Genomic DNA, 17,842 nt, shown 5'->3' on the forward strand with positions numbered 1-17,842 from the left:
ACGAACGCCCGCCGGTATGTTCCTCCGGCGGGCGTTCGCCCTCACCGCGCGGCCTGGCGCGGCCTCACAGGGCGGCCCGCTGCCGCCGCGTGGGCGGCAGGTCCTCGGGCAGCAGCGTGGTGAGGTCGGCGAGGCTGGGCGACTGGAGTCCGCCCAGCCGGCGGGCCTGGCTGGTCATCATGGACTCCAGCAGCTGCCGGGCGAGCCGGGCGTTGCCGAAGGACCGGTCGCGCGGTATGGCGTCCACATGGGCGCGCAGTGCCGCGAGGGTGTCGTCGGCGCACTCGTACCCGGAGGAGGCCGCGTGCCGGGACACGATGGTGACCAGTTCGTCCGTGCTGTAGTCCTCGAACTGCACATACTTGGAGAACCGCGAGGTCAGACCGGGGTTGGAGGCGAGGAAGCGCTCCATCTCCTCGGTGTACCCGGCGACCACGACCACGATCTCGTCGCGGTGGTCCTCCATCAGTTTCAGCAGGGTGTCGACGGCTTCGCGGCCGAAGTCGTTGGAGGAGCCCTCCGGGGTGAGGGTGTAGGCCTCGTCGATGAACAGCACGCCGCCCAGCGCGCCCGTGAAGACCTCCTTGGTGCGGGCCGCGGTGTGGCCGACGTACTGGCCGACCAGGTCCGCCCGCGCCACCTCCACCAGGGAGGCGCGGGGGAGCACCCCCAGCGAGTGCAGGAGCCTGGCGTAGAGCCGGGCGACGGTGGTCTTGCCGGTGCCGGGCGGCCCGCTGAAGACCAGGTGGTTGCTGATCCGGGGGGCGGGCAGCCCCGCCGCGATCCTCTGCCGGGCGTTGGACAGCAGGCTCACCAGATCGGTGACCTCCCGCTTCACGGCGCCGAGGCCCACCATGGCGTCGAGTTCGGCCATCGGGTCGACCACGTCGTCCCCGGCCTGTCCCGTGCCGCCGTCGCCTCCGACGGCCGCGGCCTCCTCGTCCCCGACGTCCTGCGGCAGCAGCAGCGTCAGGTCGTTCTCGGCCGGGTCCGTCATCGCCGCGAGGCGGAACGCCTGCCGGTCCACCATGTCCTCGAACACCCCTCGGGCCGCACGGCCGTTGCCGAAGGAAGCGTCGCGCGTCATCGCCTCGAAGCGTACGGCCAGGGCCTGACGGGTCAGCGGCCCGAGCTCGAACTGGTGCTGGGCGCACATGGACTCGGTGATGGTCACCAGCTCGTCCACCGCGTAGTTGTCGAATTCGATGGTGCGGGTGAAGCGGGAGGCGAGACCCGGGTTGGCGGACAGGAACGACTCCATCTGCTCGGAGTATCCGGCCGCCACCACGACCACGTCGTCGCGGTGGTCCTCCATCAGTTTCAGCAGGGTGTCGACGGCTTCGCGGCCGAAGTCGTTGGAGGAGCCCTCCGGGGTGAGGGTGTAGGCCTCGTCGATGAACAGCACGCCGCCCAGCGCGCTGGTGAACGCCTCGGTGGTCTTGATGGCCGTACCGCCGATGATCTGGGCGACGAGATCGGCGCGGGCGACCTCCACCAGGTGACCGCTGCGCAGTACGCCGAGGTCCGCCAGGATGCTGCCGTAGAGGCGGGCGACGGTGGTCTTGCCGGTGCCGGGCGGCCCGGCGAAGATCAGATGCCGGCTCATCGACGGCACCGGCATGCCGAGCCGGCGGCGGCGCTCAGCGAGCTGGTTCAGGTTGACCAGCGTGTTCACCTGGTGCTTGACGTTGTCCAGGCCGATGAGCGCCTCCAGTTCGGCCAGCGGACTCTGCGGCCCCGACTCCTTGCCGGAGCCGCCCGCGCCGCCGTCCTCGCCGTGCAGGTCGGCGCTCTCGCCCCAGCTGTCCGCCAGACCGTTGTCCGCGCTGGTCAGCTGGTCGACCGAGAGCCGCTCGCTCGCACGGCTCTGGCGCAGACCCGCGCCGCGGTTGTCGCGCACCACGCACCGGGTGACGTCCACCGGCTCGGCGCTGTCGATCCGTACGCCGTCGCCCGTGCTGCCGACGACCTCGCAGCCGGTGAGCGCGGCCCGGCCGCCGCGCGCCACCTGGATGCCGTGGGCCTTCGCACCGCTCACCCGGACCCGCTCCAGGGTGATCTCCGCGCCGTCCCGTACGGTGATGCCCGCGTCGGCGCTGTCGTTGACCTCGCAGTCCCGCAGGACGCCCCGGCCGCGTTCGCCGACGACGACACCCGAGCGGGCGGCGGAGTTCAGCACGGTGTCGCTGACCTCGGGGTCGGAGTCGTCGTCGATGCTCAGGCCGCAGCCGCCCGCGGACTCGACCTCGCAGTGCTCCAGCCGCCCGCGGCCGTCGTCGGTGATCTCGATGCCGTGGCCGCCCGCCCCGACCACCCGGGCCCGGCGCAGCAGGGGGTTGGCGGCGGAACGCACCGCGATGCCGACGCCCGCCGCGTCCAGCACCTCCAGGCGGTCGAACTCGGCCGTGGAGTCGTCCGCGAGGAGCACCGCCCCGCCGGTGTCGGCGCAGTCGCTCACCACGGTGTCCCGCAGCAGCGGCGAACTGCCCTCGACCACACGGATCGCGGCCTCCGTGGAACTGTGGAACGCGCAGCCCTCCAGGGTGCCGCGCGAGCGGTCCAGGACGAGCAGTCCGCTGTTCTTGGTGCGCCGGGTGACGCACCGGGCCAGCAGCGGGTCGGCCCCGCCGGAGACGACGACGGCGCTCTGCGCGATGGACTCGAAGGTCGTCTCCTCGATCTCCGGCCGGGACATGCTCGACACCAGCAGACCCACCGAGGTGTGGTGGACGGTGCACCGCAGCACCCGGGTCGAGCTGTGGCCCTCCAGGGCGATGGCCGGTTTGTCGGTGCCGGAGATGTCGCAGCCCTCCACGGTGCCCCTGGCCTCACCACTGGCGAGGACGCCGTTGGCCCGCGCGCCCCGGATACGGCAGTCGCGCACCAGCGGCGAGGCCGTCTCGCCGATGACCACCGCGGACGTGCCGAAGTTCTCGAAGACACAGTCCTCGACGATGCTTTCGCTCTCCGAGGAGTCGACGAGCCCCGCGCCGCCCGGATTGCCGATCCGGCAGCCGCGGGCGGCCAGCGAGCCCTTGCCGCGCACCAGCAGTGCCGTCCAGCCCGCGCCGGTCACCGTGCAGCCGTCGAGGGCGGCCTGGCCGGCCGGTACGTCGACGACCGCCGCCTCCTTGTCGCGGCCCCGGATGGTGAGACCGCTGAGCATCACGGCGTCGGCCATGAGGCTGACGGCGGTGCCGCTCCGCGGGCAGAGTTCCACCGTGCCCGGCTCGCCCTCGCCGACGATCGTCACCCGGTTGCGGATGACCAGGTTCTCGGCATAGCGGCCGGGACGGACCCGGATCACCGCCCCGGTGCGCGCCTGGGCCAGTGCCTCACCGATCGTCCGGTAGCCGTCCGACCGTTCCGGGTCGACCGTGAGTATTTGCCGTGCCACGCGCCTCGAACCTCCTTGTGTTGCCGCGACTTCGACTCGCCGCGCCCGGGGCCTGTCCGGCGGATCAGGCCGTGGGCGCGGCGTGCGCCCAAGCGTGTCATGTGCATATCATGCACTTCATGCGGAATGTCATGAAATACCGGTGTGCTCGTCTCGCGCCGGCGATCGCCGTCGCCATCGCCGGCGTCCTGCCGGTCACCTGTGGGACCGCCCTCGCCGCACCGGCCGCGCCCCACGCGTCCGGCGCCCCGTCGGCGACCTCCGGCGACGACCCGGGGACCACCCTGCTGCCCCCGCTGCCCGTCCGGCTCGGCGAGGGCAACCCCTGCACCGGGGAGTCGGACGAGACGGCCACCAGGGCGGCGTGGTCGCAGACCACACTCGGGCTGTCGCGGGCCCAGCGGATCACCCGCGGCGGCGGGGTGACCGTCGCGGTGGTCGACACCGGTGTCGCCCCCGGCGTCCCCGGCCTGTCCGGGCGGGTGACGGCCGTCGGCGGCGCCGGCAAGGACTGCGTGGGCCACGGCACCTTCGCCGCCGGCCTCATCGCCGCCGCGCCCCGGACGGGCAGCGGCATCACCGGCGTCGCCCCCGAGGCCCGGATCCTCGCCCTGCAGGGCACCGACGACCGCGGCGTGCCCTCGGCGGAACGCGTCGCGCTCGGCATCCGCGAAGCCGCGGACCGCGGCGCGAAGGTCATCTACGTCGGCCAGGCGCTGCGCACCGGGCGGGCCGAGCTGACCGAGGCCGTCGCCCACGCCACCCGGCGCGACGCGCTGGTCGTCGCCCCCGCCGCCCCGGACGCCGTGACCCGCGAGGAACGCGGCCCCGACGGGGAGATGCCCGAGGGGCCGTACTGGCCGGCCGCCGTGCCGGACGTGCTGGCCGTCGTGGACTTCGGGTCGGGCGGCGTACGGCAGAAGAACGCCCCGCCCGCCCACGAACCCGACCTGGCCGCACCCGGCAGCGGCATGGTCAGCGTCGGTCCCGAAGGCACGGGCCACTACATCGGCTCCGGCGCCTCGCTGGCCGCGGCGGGCACCGCGGGCGCCGCCGCCCTCGTCCGCGCCTACCGGCCCGAACTGACCGCACACGAGGTCTCCCGGCAGATCCTCGCCGCCGCCTACCCGTCGGACACCCCCCGGCTCGATCCGTACGCCGCCCTGACCGTCGTCCCGGACCGGAACACGGCGTCCCCGGCCGCACCGGTCCCGGCCCACATGCCGGCCCCGGCCGACCCGGCCCCCCACCGGCGCTCCCTCACCGTCGCCGCGGCGGGCCTGGCGCTCGTCCTCCTCCTCGCGGCCGCCGCCGCGGTCGTCCCCCGGGGCCGGGCCCGCGGCTGGGCCCCGCCGGGCCCCCGCACCCGCGACACCCCCGCGGGCCGGTAGCCCGCCCCGGTTCCCGGCTCCGGTGTCCTCGACACCGGGCCGGGACCAAAGGCCCGGTCGTACCGTGCCCGGGGCGGGGGCCGGACGGCGGACGCCGAAGCACACCCGGAGCCGCGAACCCGCCCCCGGGCACGACGGCGCCCCGGGGACGGTACGGCCGGTGACGTGGTCGCTCGCCGCCGGCGCCCCGGTGTCCCCCGTCCCGCCCCCCGCCCACGCCACAGCCCCGGCCGCCGGCCGGAGCCGGGAACCCGGGCGGGCACGGGCGGGACGGTGTACGGGGCGGGGAGGGGGCATCAGCTGGGGTTCTCCACCAGGGCGGTCTGGATCTGGACGGTCTTGCGGCGGGCTATGCGCACCGCGCGGCCGGGGATCAGTTCGCGGCCCTTCACGCTGCCGAAGAGGTAGCCCTCGCTGGGCGGGCAGGACATCAGCAGGCCGGGCGTGTTGACCTCCTGCAGCCGGCGCAGCAGCGACTCGTTGAGGCCGCGCCCGGCGCCCGCGGAGGAGCGCGCCACGATCAGGTGCAGGCCGACCTCGTGGCCGAGCGCGAGATGGTCCAGCAGCGGGGCGAACGGCTGCGACATGGGACCGCTGCCGACCATGTCGTAGTCGTCGACCAGGATGAACAGCCGCGGCCCCTGCCACCAGTCGCACAGCCGCATCCGCGACGGCGCGATGTCCTCGCCGGGCACCCGCTGCCGTACCGCCCTGGCCGCCCCGTCCACGAGGTCCTTCAGCATGTCCGTGGAGACCGCGTGGCCGAGCCGGTAGCGCTCCGGGACGCTCTCCACCAGCTCCCGCCGGTAGTCCACCGTCATGATGCGGGCCTCGGAGGGGGTGTACCGCTCGGTGATGCCCCGGGCGATCACCCGCAGCAGGTTCGTCTTGCCGGACTCGCTGTCGCCCACCACGATCATGTGCGGGTTCTCGGTGAAGTCGTGCCACACCGGTGCGAGTTCGTTCTCGTCCAGGCCGATGGCGATGCGCAGACCCTGATCGCCCTGTGGCTCGGGCAGCTCCTCGACGGGCAGCGTGGCCGGCAGCATCCGTACCCGGGGGGCGGCCGGTCCCGGCCAGTTCTCGCTGATCGCCGAGACCAGCCCCGCGACCCCGTCGGCGAGGTCGTCGGCGTCCTCGACCCCGTCGACGCGCGGCAGCGCCGACAGATAGTGCAGCTTGTCGGAGGTCAGGCCCCGCCCCGGGCTGCGCGGAATCGTCCCCGCCTTGCGGGAGTCGATCTGCGAGTCCATCGGGTCGCCCATCCGCAGCTCCAGCCGTGTACCGGTCTGGTCGCGCACCGAGGACGACAGCTCCACCCAGCGGGCGGTGGTGATCAGCAGATGGACGCCGTAGTTGAGCCCGCGGGCGGCCAGCGCGTTGAAGGTGGGAATGTGCCGGTCGAAGTCCTGGCGCACGGTCGACCAGCCGTCGATGACCAGGAAGACGTCCCCGTGCGGCTCGTCCGGGAACTCGCCCGCCGCCCGCCGCTTGCGGTACGTGGGCATGGAGTCGATGCCGTGCTCCAGGAAGAACCGCTCCCGCCTGCTGAGCAGCGTGCTCACCTCGGAGATCGTCCGGCCCACCCGCTCGGCGTCCACGCGCGCGGCCACCCCGCTCATGTGCGGCAGCCCGTCCAGCGCCGCGAGCGTGCCGCCGCCGAAGTCCAGGCAGTAGAACTGCACTTCGCGCGGGGTGTGGGTGAGTGCGAGACCGGTGATGAGCGTCCGCAGCAGGGTGCTCTTGCCGCTCTGCGGGCCACCGGCGATGGCCACATGACCGCCGGCCGCCGACAGGTCCACCGTCAGCAGATCGCGCAGCTGGTCGAACGGCCGGTCCACCACGCCCACCGGCACGGTGAGCCGGCCCCGCAGCGGCCAGTCGGCCGTCGTCAGGCCGTAGCGCGCGTCCGGCGCCAGCGGAGGCAGGATCTGGTCGAGGGTGGCCGGAGCGTCCAGCGGCGGCAGCCACACCTGATGGGCGGGCGGCCCCGAACCGCGCAGCCGGTCCAGCGCCACCGACAGCAGCGTCTCGCCGCTCTCCGCGTCACCGCCCTCCCCCTCGGGACCCTCCGCCTCTTCCTCCTCGCCGGGCCCACCCGCGAGATCAGGGTCGGCGGGCGCACGCGGCACCACCCACTGAGCCGTCCACGGCACCACCTGACGGGCCACCTGAGCCTGCACGAGGGCACGCCGCCGCCGGTACGGACCGGAGACGTACGCGGCACGGAACCGGGTCAGCGCGTCGACACCGCTCTTGAGGAAACCGGCGCCCGGCTGCGCGGGCAGCTCGTACGCGTCCGGCACCCCCAGCACACCCCGGCTCTCCATCGCGGAGAAGGTCCGCAGACCGATCCGGTACGACAGATGGCTCTCCAGCTGGTGCATACGGCCCTCGTCCAGCCGCTGCGAGGCCAGCAGCAGGTGCACCCCGAGGCTGCGCCCGAGACGGCCGATCATCACGAACAGTTCCATGAAGTCACGATGCGCGGACAGCAGTTCGCTGAACTCGTCGACCACCACGAACAGGCTCGGCAGCGGCTGCAACGGCACCCCGGACTGGCGCGCCTTCTCGTACTCCAGGGCGGAGGTGTAGTTGCCGGCCGCCCGCAGCAGCTCCTGGCGGCGGATCAGCTCACCGTGCAGGGCGTCCTGCATCCGGGCGACCAGCGACACCTCGTCCGCGAGGTTGGTGATGACCGCGGAGGTGTGCGGAAGCTCGTCCAGACCGAGGAAGGTGGCGCCGCCCTTGAAGTCGACGAGGACGAAGTTCAGCGTCTCGGACGAGTTCGTCAGCGCCAGCGACAGCACGAGGGTGCGCAGCAGCTCGCTCTTGCCGGAACCGGTGGCGCCGATGAGCATGCCGTGCGGACCCGTACCGCCCTGCGCGGACTCCTTGATGTCCAGCTCCACCGGCCGGCCCTCGCCGCTGACCGCGATCGGCACCCGCAGCCGGGCACTGCCCGTGTACCGCTCCCACAGCGTGGCCGGCTCGTGCCGGTGCAGATCGGGGATGTTCAGCAGTGAGGTCAGCTCGACGTTGTCGGAGAACGGCTTCGAGTCGTCGCCGCCCATGCTCATCCGGTACGGCGCGAGCAGCCGGGCCAGCGCCCGCGCCCCGACCGGCCCCAGCCGGTCGGGCCTGCCGAGCACCGTCGACTGCTCCTTGCGGTCCCGGTCGGTGCGTACCAGCGCGACGCCGTTCTCCTCCACCTCGAGCCGCAGCGTGGTCCGCCCGGGCTTCCAGGCCAGGGCCCCGGACAGGTCGAGCACCACCGCGTTGCGGAACCCGTGCCCGTCGAACCGGTGGCCCGCGGGCACCGTGCACCCGTCGATCACGATCACCGTGTACGGCTCCTCGCGCCCCGGCACCGCGTCCGGGTCGGCGCCGGGCCGCTCGTGGAACTCGGCGCCGAGCAGGCCCTCCAGCTCGTTGAACGCCGAGGCGATCATGCGGGTCGGCCCGGCGCCGTCCTCCTCGTGCCGGTGCAGACTGTGCGGGAGCCACTTCGCCCACTCCCACTCAAAGCGCCGTTCGTCCGAGACGCACAGCGCGATCCACAGGTCGTCGGGGGAGTGGAACACCGCCAGCTGCGCGAGCAGGGAACGCGTCAGGGCCCGTACGTGCTCCTCCTCGCCCCGCAGCAGCACCTTCGACCAGGCCCGCAGGTAGATCGCGATGGGCTGGTCCCGCACCGTCGAGTAGGCGCGGGTGAAGCTGCGCAGCGCGTGCGCGGACAGCGGCTCCAGGTCCTCCACGGGCTTCGTCGACAGCGGCGTCAGCTTCATCGCCAGGCGCTGGTCGCCGACGCCCATCCGGACCTCCGCGAAGTCCTCGTCGGACGCCCGCCGTTCCCACAGCCGGGTGCTGCGCACCAGCGACGACAGCGCGTCGGGCTCGGGGTGGCGCCAGGCCAGGGCACGCTGCTGGTCGACGATGGACGTCCGCACCTTGCGCCGGGTCTGGCGCAGGTAGCGCAGGTAGTCGCGGCGCTCGCCCTTCATCCGCTGCTTGCGCTCGCCGTTGCGGCGCATGACCTGACCGAGCATCATGCCGGCGGACGCGATCACCATCACGCCGAGCGCGATGTAGATGAACCCGCCACTGGACCGGCTCATGCCGGGCCGCATGAACATCAGCATCATGGAGACCGACATCAGCGCCATCGGCAAGTATGTCCATACCGCGGAACTGTCCGGCACGACTTCCGGAAGGGTCGGCGGTTCCTGAAGACTCAGCTCCCCCGACGGCAATTCCGGTCCTCTGCGGCGTGCCGGCCTGCGGAACAGGATCACGCTCAACGAATGGCCTCCTCAATGATCTCGGAACAATTCCGCGGTAACGGCACGGGATTGTCCGGTGTCGCCTGCGCACCCGCCGACAGGGAAATACGCCCCGGTGAAGTCTCTTCCCGGGGCCGCTCCGAAGTCCGGCGAGGTGCGGTGGGGATGAGACTTCGGAGCACAATGCGTCACAGTCCCGCGCCGTGGCTGCGGGAAAATTTCCGCAGGGTTCCCGGACGCTGAATTCTTGACCGGTGTTGCGAAAAGGCCCGGCCTGCCGTCAAACTCGTCGGCGCGTGCCCCGTCCGACGTCCTGTCGCGATCGAGCGACCGACCGGTGTGCCCGCTGACACCTTCCAGCCACCGCGCAATCCGTGGCCCGCCAGAAAGCGTGAACCCGAACCCATGACGGACACTGCCCATGACTGACATCCAGGCGGCAAGCCTGTGCCGCGTCACCGTACGTGCTCCGGCCAGGACCGTCGACCTGGCCGTGCCCTCCGACGTCCCCGTCGCCGATCTGCTGCCCACAGTGATCGGTTACGGAGGGGACGACCTGGAGGAAGCAGGCCTGGAGCACGGTGGTTGGGTACTGCAACGTCTCGGCGGCCCACCGCTCGACCCAGAGAGTACCTTGGACTCCCTCGGTCTGCGGGACGGCGAGGAGCTTTATCTCCGGCCCCGCGCCGAGGCGTTGCCCGAAGTGCACCTCGACGACCTGGTCGACGGCATCTCGGGCACCATGCAGCAACGCCCGCACGGCTGGAGCCCCGAGGCCGGCCGGCGGCTCCTGCTCGGCCTGGCCGTGGTCACCCTCGCCCTCGGCATGGTGCTGCTCGCCCTGCCGGGGACCGAGGGCTGGATCCGGGCCGTCGCCGCCGGCGCGGCCGGACTGCTGCTGCTCGCCGGCGCCGGCTCCGCGACCCGTGCCGTCGGCGACGCCGGAGCCGGCTCGGCGCTCGGCCTCATGGTCGGCCCCTACTTCGCCCTGGCGGGCTGGCTGCTGCCCGGCGGCGACCTGGGCGGAACCGACGGCGAAGCCGTCCTGGGCGCACGCCTGCTGGCGGCGTCGGCGGCCGGCGGCGCGGGAGCGGTGCTCGCCCTCGCGGCGGTCGGCGTGTACCCGGCGCTGTTCATCGGCGTGGCCTGCGTCGCCGCGGCCGGAGCGCTCGGCGCCACCCTGATCACCCTGAACCTGGCGCCGGACCAGGCCGCCGGGGTGGTCGCCGTCGTGGTCGTCCTGTTCGGCGGGTTCGTTCCCTCGCTCTCGTTCCGGCTCTCCGGCATGAGGATGCCGCCACTGCCCACCAACGTCCAGCAACTGCAGCAGGGCATCGACCCGTACCCCGCCTCCGACGTCGAGGCGCGGTCCATGCTGGCCGACGACTGGATGACCGCCTTCTACGGCGCCATCGGCCTCATCTGCCTGCCCTGCCTGGTGGCGCTCGCCGCCGACCCCGGCCTCGCCGAGATCCTCACCGTGGTCGCCCTCTCGCTCCTGCTGCTGCTGCACAGCAGGGGGCTCGGCAACGTCTGGCAGCGTCTCGCGCTGACCACCGCCGGCGCCTGGGGCGTGGTCCTGCTGCTGTCCGTCTCCGCCCGCTCCCTCGGCCCGACGGACCGGCTCACCCTGACGGCCGGCCTGATGGGCCTCGCGGCCGCCCTCGCCATCACCTCGTGGACCGTTCCCGGCCGGCGGCTCGTCCCGTACTGGGGGCGCGCGGCCGAACTGCTGCACTCACTCGCCGCCATCAGCATCCTGCCGCTGACGCTCTGGTCCATGGGCGTCTACGGCCGGCTCCGCGGCATCAACGGCTGAACCCGGGAGAACGGCGAGCATGCACAGCAAACGGGACCAAGTACAGGCGCACCTCTTCATCATGGGGAGGCTGGCCTCGGCCATGCTGCGCGCCGAGCCCGACGACCCGGAGAGTCCTCTGGGCCGGACCAACCGCGGCGCCGCGATCGGCGTGGTCATCGCCGTGCTGGTGTGCGCCGGGGCCTTCGTCTTCGGCCTCATCCAGCCCGGCGGAAACAACTCCTGGCGCTCCGGCGAGAACCTGGTCGTCGACAAGCAGACCGGCGCGCGCTACCTGTACCTCGACGGGCGGCTGCGCCCGGTCCGCAACTACGCCTCGGCCCGGCTGATCGCCGGCGGCGACCTCGGCGTCACCACGGTCGGCACGTCCTCACTGGCCGGCACCCCGCACGGCACCCCCGTCGGCATACCCGACGGTCCCGAGGCACTGCCGGGCACCGGCGACCTGGACCGTACGCCGTGGCTGGTCTGCTCGGGCGTCCGCCCGAGGTCGACCGACGTCGTCACGGCCACCACGACCCTCGCCCTGGGCACCGACACACCGCACGACGTCCCCGGCGCACGGCAACTGGGCGAGCGGGAAGGCCTGCTGGTCACCGGGCCGGGCGACGCCACCTACCTGCTGTGGCAGGGCAGCCGGCTCCGCCTGGACGAGCGGGCGAACGCGGCCGAGGCCCTCGGCTATGGAAGCGTCACCCCGCGTCCTGTCTCCGCCGCCTTCCTCGACTCCTTCCCGCAGGGGCCCGACCTGTCCCCGGCCGACGTGCCGGGCCAGGGCGGGAAGGGGCCCGAACTGGCAGGCCGCGCCACCAGGATCGGGCAGCTGTTCCGGGTCGACGTACCCGGCTCGGCCCCCCGCTACCACCTGCTGGCCGAGGAAGGCCTGGTACCGCTCACGGCCACCGGCGCGACCCTCCTGCTGGGCGACCCGCAGACCCGTGAGAAGGCCTACGGCGGCGGCGCCGTGACCGTGGCGACGCTCGGCGCGGACACGCTGACCGAGCATCTCGCCCCGGACTCCGCGAGCGCCGCGGTGAACGCGGCGAAACTGCCCGAGACCCCGCCGACGGCGGTCGTGGTCGGCTCCGGCTCCGCCGCCTGCGCGGCCGTCGACTCCACGGACGGCGGCATCCGGGTCGGCACGTCCGTGCTGCCAGAGAACGCGCTGCCCGAGCCCGTCCAGCCGCCCGCAGCCGAGGTCGTACCGGCCTGCCTGAAGGTCGATTCCATCGCGGTACGAGCAGGGAAGGGTGCGCTGGTACGGGCGTTGAGCGCGAGCGGCAGCGCCATGGGCGACACCACGTACCTGGTGACGGACACGGGCGTGAAGTACCGGCTGCTGTCCCAGGAGGGCGTCGAGGCGCTGGGCTACGAGGGCGTCGAGGAGCGGACCATGCCGTCCCCGATGCTGGCCATGCTGCCCAGCGGCCCCGACCTCACCCCCGAGGCGGCCTCCTCGGGCGAGGCCCGGGTGACGCTGCGCTGCCCGCGGGACCGGGGGACGAGCGGGGACCAGCGGGAGCAATCCGGCCCGGGGTAAGTCATCCGACAGGGAAAATCTTGGATTCGGGGATGTCACCTCGTGTTAAACCGGACGACCGGCGGTGCCGCGGGGAAGAAGGTGATGCCCGATCTGTCCGGCCCCTGTCGCATCGCTGCTCAGGTGAGCGCCGCGAATTCTCCATACCTGCTCAATCGAGCGCCGGAAACCGGGATATGAGGGTGTCTTGGGCGCCCCGGAGGAAATTGCCAAACAACTTGTGGCGCGCATAGCATTTGGCCGCCCCATGACCCGGCGAACCACCTGGTGATCGCAGGGACACCCTGTCTGCCCACGGGGTGAGGTGGGATCCACAGGTCGGTGAAATTCACCGAAAGGGAGTTCTCTCATGGCCATGCAGCAGTCCGAAGAACAGGCGACCCGCAACGGGATCATGGCACTGGAACAGGCCTTCACCGGTGTCCAGCGCTGCCAGCAGGACGTCCAGTCCACCTCGCACACCCTCGCCGCCAATTACGGCGGCGCGGACGGCGGCAAGTACAAGTCGCTGCTCGAGCAGTGGGACAGCCACGTCGACACCATCCTGATCAACCTCGACCGGATGGTCGACGAGCTCAACACCACCCTCACGGAGCACGGCCTGGTGCAGGGCTCCTCGAGCGAGATCATCGACCAGGAGTACTCGCGCTCCACCGCCGTGTTCGACGAGCTCAACGGCACCAACACCTCCGGCAACTGACGTCCCCGGCCGGCAGGGCCACCCGTCCCGCCACCGGCGTCGGCGCGTGCACCCGACGGCGCCTGCCCGCGCCTGCCCACCGCCACACGCCGGCCGCCGCCCCACGGCAACGCCCCGCACACGCTCAGGGCGATCACCGCCCGGCGGCCACGGTCCCGCCCACAGACCGTGCCGCGCACATCTTCCATAACCCGCGGTTCCCGCGGCGAATCGAGGAATTCCGATGGACTTCTCCGACGGTTACATCTACGTCGACTACAACCACGCCGAAGGCGCGGCGGACGACATGGTCAGCCAGTCGAAGGCGATCATGAGCATCCTGGCCAACCTCGAGATGGAGCTGGCCGAGCTCAGGAACAGCTGGATCGGTGACGACCGGGAGGTGTACAGCGAGGTCCAGGCGAAGTGGGACAACGCTGTCGAGAACATCAAGAACCTGCTGGCCAACCACTCCCACCTGCTCACCGACATCTCCAACAACTACCGCTACACGGAGCAGAACCTGTCGCAGCGGTGGAGCGAAATCCGCATCGGCGGCCGCTGACCACTGCCGGTGACGGAAGGGTGATGACGTGGCCGTCACGGTCCTTGACAGCGAATTCCTGAGACAGTTCATCAACAACCAGATCACTGACTTCAGGAAGACGCTGGAGAACATCCTCAAAGACGACGCGCACGCCGGCCCGGCGATCTCGTACATCGCGGACGCCATCTCGACCACCACGATCGAGGCCGCGAAGCCTCTCGTCATCGGGCTCATGGCCGGAGAGAGCAGCTCGGTCGGCGGGGGTGCCCTGAACGGGGTCATCCAGAAGGGCGCGGGCGAGGTCGAGCGGATTCTCGAGGCGCAGGGAGTCCTCTTCGAGGACCTCGAGGAGGCGTTGTGGGACACCATCGACCAACTGGCCAAGAGTCAGGGCAAGAACCTCGAGAACATCACAGCGGACGAGTTCATGGACATCTTCGAGGACGTCGACAGCGACTTCGACAATCCGGGTGCCCCCGACGAGGACTGACCGGGTCGTCGGACATCAGGTGACCCAGGGCGCTTCGACGCACACCCGGTAGTTCTCCTCCCCACCACCTCGCGGAGCTCGGCGATGGCCAACCCCGAAGACAACAACAACGACAACTGGAAAAAGGCAGTTGACATGCTCACCGGCTACATCCTGCCGGAGCGGAGCACGTTGTTCGAGAATCTGAAGGGCAACGACGACATCCCGTTGATCCACGTCCGGCTGGACAAGGAGGGCGGGCCGGAGTATTCGTCCGGGTTCCTTTCCCCCAGTGGCTGGAAGACCAAGAACACCGACTACACCCTCCCGTTCTACCGTTCCAGCGGTGACGACGCGGAGGTGTCCGAGGGCAGCTACCTCTACCGGTACCGGGCGTACATCACCTTTCTCGGTTCGGGCCAGGCCTGGCCGCCGAGCGGTGACGACATCATCCCGGGCTACACGAAGACCAGCGAGGTCCTGAAGGACAAGGGCGGCTGGAACAAGGAGGGGGAGAAACTCGACTGGGACACCAATCCCCTGGTCCAGTACCTCTACGGCTCCAGGGACGCCCTCTCGCAGCTGACCATGTGGCCCTACTCCACCCACGGGTACACGAACCGTGACATCAAGGTGGACGACGCCAACTACGTCGACCTGCGGTCCTTCACGGAGACAGCCAAGGCGTTCGACCGGGTCGTCGCGTTCTTCGAGGACAGCTCCCTCACCATCGGCAAGTGGGACACCGAGGACATCGGAGAGGGCAGCGACTCCTGGGACGGCACCTCGGCCGCCATTTTCAAGGAGCTCATCCACAAACTGGCACGGAACTACGAGGGGTACGCGGACCAGCTCAACGGTGACGGCGGTGGAGGCACCGCCGTCACCGTCGACGGTGAGACGGTGACGTCCGAGCCGGCCCGCGCCCTCGCCGAGGCCCAGCAGATCATCCTCACCCAGGCGCAGAACCTCTACGACGCCTGGGAGGCGTGGAAGGCCGAGAGCAATCCGCAGCGCTGGCTCTACGACATGCTCGAGGAGGCCCGGCTGACGCTCTTCGACACCCAGTACGACAAGACCGACATCGAGACGGTGAGCTCAAGCTCCGGGATGTACACGTCCTGGCACAACTACGTGGTGGCGACGGCCGGCTTCCAGAACGACATCGTCATCGAGGGCAAGTCGTACGGCAGGCCGAGCGAGATGTCGACGTGGAAGGCGATCGGCGACGAGGCGGTGCGCCGATGGGAGCAGTCGGTGCAGGACTGGCTCAGCACGGCGGGCGCCACGGCCATTGTTGAAATCCATAAAGCGTTCAAAACAGCTCAAGACGCATTTGACACCAGCATAACCGACAGGGACAGCAGGCCCCTTTCGGAGATCTCCGCGAAAGCGGAAGCGGACGCCGAGAAGAAGAAGGCGAAAGAAGAGGCTGACGCCGCCAAGGCGCTGGCCGACAAGGAGAAGGCGGACCTCAAGGCGGAGCGGGACGCCGAGAAGGCCGCGCTGGAGAAGGAGAAGGCGGAGGCCAAGGCGCTGGCCGACAAGGAGAAGGCCGACGCCAAGGCGGAGCGGGACGCCGAGAAGGCCGCGCTGGAGAAGGAGAAGGCGGAGGCCAAGGCGCTGGCCGACAAGGAGAAGGCCGACGCCAAGGCCGAGCAGGAGGCCGCCAAGGAAGAGGCCGCCAAGGAGAAGGCGGAGGCCAAGGCCGAGGCGGACAAGGAGAAGGCCGACGCCAAGGCCGAGCAGGAGGCCGCCAAGGAAGAGGCCGCCAAGGAGAAGGCGGACGCCAAGGCGGAGGCGGCGCAGGAGAAGGCGGACGCCAAGGCGGAGCAGGAGGCGGCCAAGGCGGAGGCGGACAAGGAGAAGGCCGACGCCAAGGCCGAGCAGGAGGCCGCCAAGGAAGAGGCCGCCAAGGAGAAGGCCCAGGCCAAGGCGGAAGCCGCCGAGCAGCAGGCCTTCGTCCTCGCGCAGAACCAGAAGGCGCAGGACGAGGCGAAGAAGGAACGCGAACGGGCCCAGGCCCAGAACGACGCCGACCGCGCCGAGGCCAAGGCCGAGCAGGAGGCCGCCAAGGCCGAGGCGGTCGCCGAGAAGGAAGCCGCCAAGGAGGAGCAGGCCCGGGCGAAGGCCGAGGCCGAGAAGGAGCAGGAGGCGGCCAAGGCGGAGGCGGCGCAGGAGAAGGCGGCGGCGAAGGCCGAGCAGGAAGCGGCCAAGGAAGAGGCCGCGAAGGAGAAGGCCGCCGCCAAGGCCGAACAGGAAGCCGCCAGGGCCGAGGCCGAGAAGGAGCAGGAGGCCGCCAAGGCCGAGGCGGTCGCCGAGAAGGAAGCCGCCAAGGAGGAGCAGGCCCGGGCGAAGGCCGAGGCCGAGAAGGAGCAGGAGGCGGCCAAGGCGGAGGCGGCGCAGGAGAAGGCGGCGGCGAAGGCCGAGCAGGAAGCGGCCAAGGAAGAGGCCGCGAAGGAGAAGGCCGCCGCCAAGGCCGAACAGGATGCGGCCAGGGCCGAGTACGAGCAGGACAGGGAAACCGCCCGGCAGGAGCAGGTCGACGCCAGGGCCGATGCCGAGGCCCAGCAGGAGCAGGCCCGCCGCGAGGCCGTGGTCGAGAAGCAGCAGGCCAGGCTGGAGGCCGAACAGGCCAAGGCCGAGGCGCAGGCCGACTACGAGGAGCAGAAGGCCGAGGCCCGCGCCGAGCGCGAGGCCGCCGTACGGGAGGCCGACCGTCAGGAGGAGGCGGCCAGGCAGGAGTACGAGCGGGAGAAGGCCGCCGCCGAGGAACAGCGGGACCAGGCGCGGGAAGAGGCCGAGCAGGAGCGGGCGCAGGCACGCCAGGAGTACGAGCGCGAGATAGCCGCCGGCACCGACGAGGCCCGTGCCCGGCAGGAGTACGACGACCGGATCGCGGAGATCGACGCCGCCGAACGGGAAGCCGTCGAACGGGCCGATGCCGCCGAGGCCGACGCCAGGAGCGAGTACGAGCGGGAGAAGGCCGCCGCCCAGGAGGAACGGGACCAGGCGCGCATCGAGGCGGAACAGGCGAGGAAGGACGCCAGGGCCGAGTACGACGAGCGCATGGGCGACATCCAGGCCGAGTACGACCGGATCAACGCCGGCGACAAGAACATCGACGAGCTGATCCGCCAGCGCATCGCGGACCTCCCCGAGCCTCCCGACCTCTCCGCCTACAACTCCGGCGGCACGCCCGCCGGATCGGCCGGATCGGCCGGATCGGCGTACTCCTCCGTCTTCGCCGACAACCTCTACAACCAGGACGACCTCTCCTCGGCGCTGGGACGCCCGCAGAGCGGTGACGGCCTGGCGGCCGCCGCCGCGGACGGGACCGGCACGGGAGCGGGATCGCCGGGGATGTACCCGCCGATGACGCGGGGCGCCGGCGGCGGCGAGGCCGGCGGGAACTCCGGCGAACGCGTCAGGAACGTCATCGAGCCGGGCGCCGCCCGGTCCGGCAGGGTGGCGGCCAACACGCCGACCGTCGACGACGAGGAACACCGCGTCGTGTCCAAGGGCACGCAGACCAGCAGCAGCATGCCCTTCATGCCACCCATGGGAGGCATGGGCGGGGCGGGCGAAGGCAGGCCGCAGACGGAGAGCGGCGACAGGGAACGCACCACCTGGCTCGCCGAGGACGAGGACGTCTGGGGCACCGACGAAGGGGGAGCGCCCCAGGCACTGGGGCGCTGACGGGGAGGAGACCGAGTT

Annotated in this window: 9 protein-coding genes; 7 read left to right on the forward strand and 2 right to left on the reverse strand. The window is 71.4% G+C overall.

Annotated elements, in window-relative coordinates; all coding sequences use genetic code 11:
• Positions 1-64: 64 nt before the first annotated feature.
• A complete protein-coding gene (locus ACWZEH_RS24425) occupies positions 65-3,397 on the reverse strand; it encodes a right-handed parallel beta-helix repeat-containing protein (protein ID WP_456193248.1) in 3,333 nt (1,110 codons plus the stop codon).
• A 119-nt stretch (positions 3,398-3,516) separates the two neighbouring features.
• Between ACWZEH_RS24425 and ACWZEH_RS24430 the strand changes: the two genes are divergently transcribed.
• Positions 3,517-4,788, forward strand: coding sequence for a S8 family serine peptidase (locus ACWZEH_RS24430; RefSeq protein ID WP_456193249.1), 1,272 nt, complete (start codon positions 3,517-3,519; stop codon positions 4,786-4,788).
• 296 nt (positions 4,789-5,084) lie between these two features.
• On the opposite strand, the gene eccCa is transcribed toward ACWZEH_RS24430, so the two are convergent.
• Positions 5,085-9,089 carry a type VII secretion protein EccCa gene (gene eccCa / locus ACWZEH_RS24435; RefSeq protein WP_456193250.1) on the reverse strand — a complete coding sequence of 1,335 codons (4,005 nt, stop codon included), beginning with the start codon at positions 9,087-9,089 and terminating at the stop codon, positions 5,085-5,087.
• A gap of 403 nt (positions 9,090-9,492) precedes the next feature.
• Between eccCa and eccD the strand changes: the two genes are divergently transcribed.
• From eccD to ACWZEH_RS24465, 6 genes are all read left to right on the forward strand, one after another.
• On the forward strand, positions 9,493-10,890 hold the full coding sequence (eccD, locus tag ACWZEH_RS24440) for a type VII secretion integral membrane protein EccD (RefSeq protein WP_456193251.1): 1,398 nt from the start codon (positions 9,493-9,495) through the stop codon (positions 10,888-10,890).
• 19 nt (positions 10,891-10,909) lie between these two features.
• On the forward strand, positions 10,910-12,430 hold the full coding sequence (gene eccB, locus ACWZEH_RS24445) for a type VII secretion protein EccB (RefSeq protein ID WP_456193252.1): 1,521 nt from the start codon (positions 10,910-10,912) through the stop codon (positions 12,428-12,430).
• Positions 12,431-12,779: 349 nt separating this feature from the next.
• Positions 12,780-13,130 (forward strand): hypothetical protein, encoded by a 351-nt coding sequence (locus tag ACWZEH_RS24450; protein ID WP_055690799.1) that lies wholly within the window; start codon positions 12,780-12,782, stop codon positions 13,128-13,130.
• A gap of 223 nt (positions 13,131-13,353) precedes the next feature.
• Positions 13,354-13,674, forward strand: a complete 321-nt coding sequence (locus ACWZEH_RS24455; RefSeq protein WP_456193253.1) for a WXG100 family type VII secretion target — start codon at positions 13,354-13,356, stop codon at positions 13,672-13,674.
• 28 nt (positions 13,675-13,702) lie between these two features.
• Positions 13,703-14,146, forward strand: a complete 444-nt coding sequence (locus ACWZEH_RS24460) for a type VII secretion system-associated protein (RefSeq protein ID WP_456193254.1) — start codon at positions 13,703-13,705, stop codon at positions 14,144-14,146.
• A gap of 84 nt (positions 14,147-14,230) precedes the next feature.
• Positions 14,231-17,824 (forward strand): AAWKG family protein, encoded by a 3,594-nt coding sequence (locus ACWZEH_RS24465; protein ID WP_456193255.1) that lies wholly within the window; start codon positions 14,231-14,233, stop codon positions 17,822-17,824.
• Positions 17,825-17,842 lie beyond the last annotated feature (18 nt).

It is taken from the genome of Streptomyces yamdrokensis, assembly GCF_053890455.1.

What these genes read in the sequence shown, in the direction of transcription:
- ACWZEH_RS24430 (WP_456193249.1), top strand. Translation starts at nt 3,517, where the DNA reads ATGCGGAATGTCATGAAATACCGGTGTGCTCGTCTCGCGCCGGCGATC.
- eccD (WP_456193251.1), top strand. Translation starts at nt 9,493, where the DNA reads ATGACTGACATCCAGGCGGCAAGCCTGTGCCGCGTCACCGTACGTGCT.
- eccB (WP_456193252.1), top strand. Translation starts at nt 10,910, where the DNA reads ATGCACAGCAAACGGGACCAAGTACAGGCGCACCTCTTCATCATGGGG.
- ACWZEH_RS24450 (WP_055690799.1), top strand. Translation starts at nt 12,780, where the DNA reads ATGGCCATGCAGCAGTCCGAAGAACAGGCGACCCGCAACGGGATCATG.
- ACWZEH_RS24455 (WP_456193253.1), top strand. Translation starts at nt 13,354, where the DNA reads ATGGACTTCTCCGACGGTTACATCTACGTCGACTACAACCACGCCGAA.
- ACWZEH_RS24465 (WP_456193255.1), top strand. Translation starts at nt 14,231, where the DNA reads ATGGCCAACCCCGAAGACAACAACAACGACAACTGGAAAAAGGCAGTT.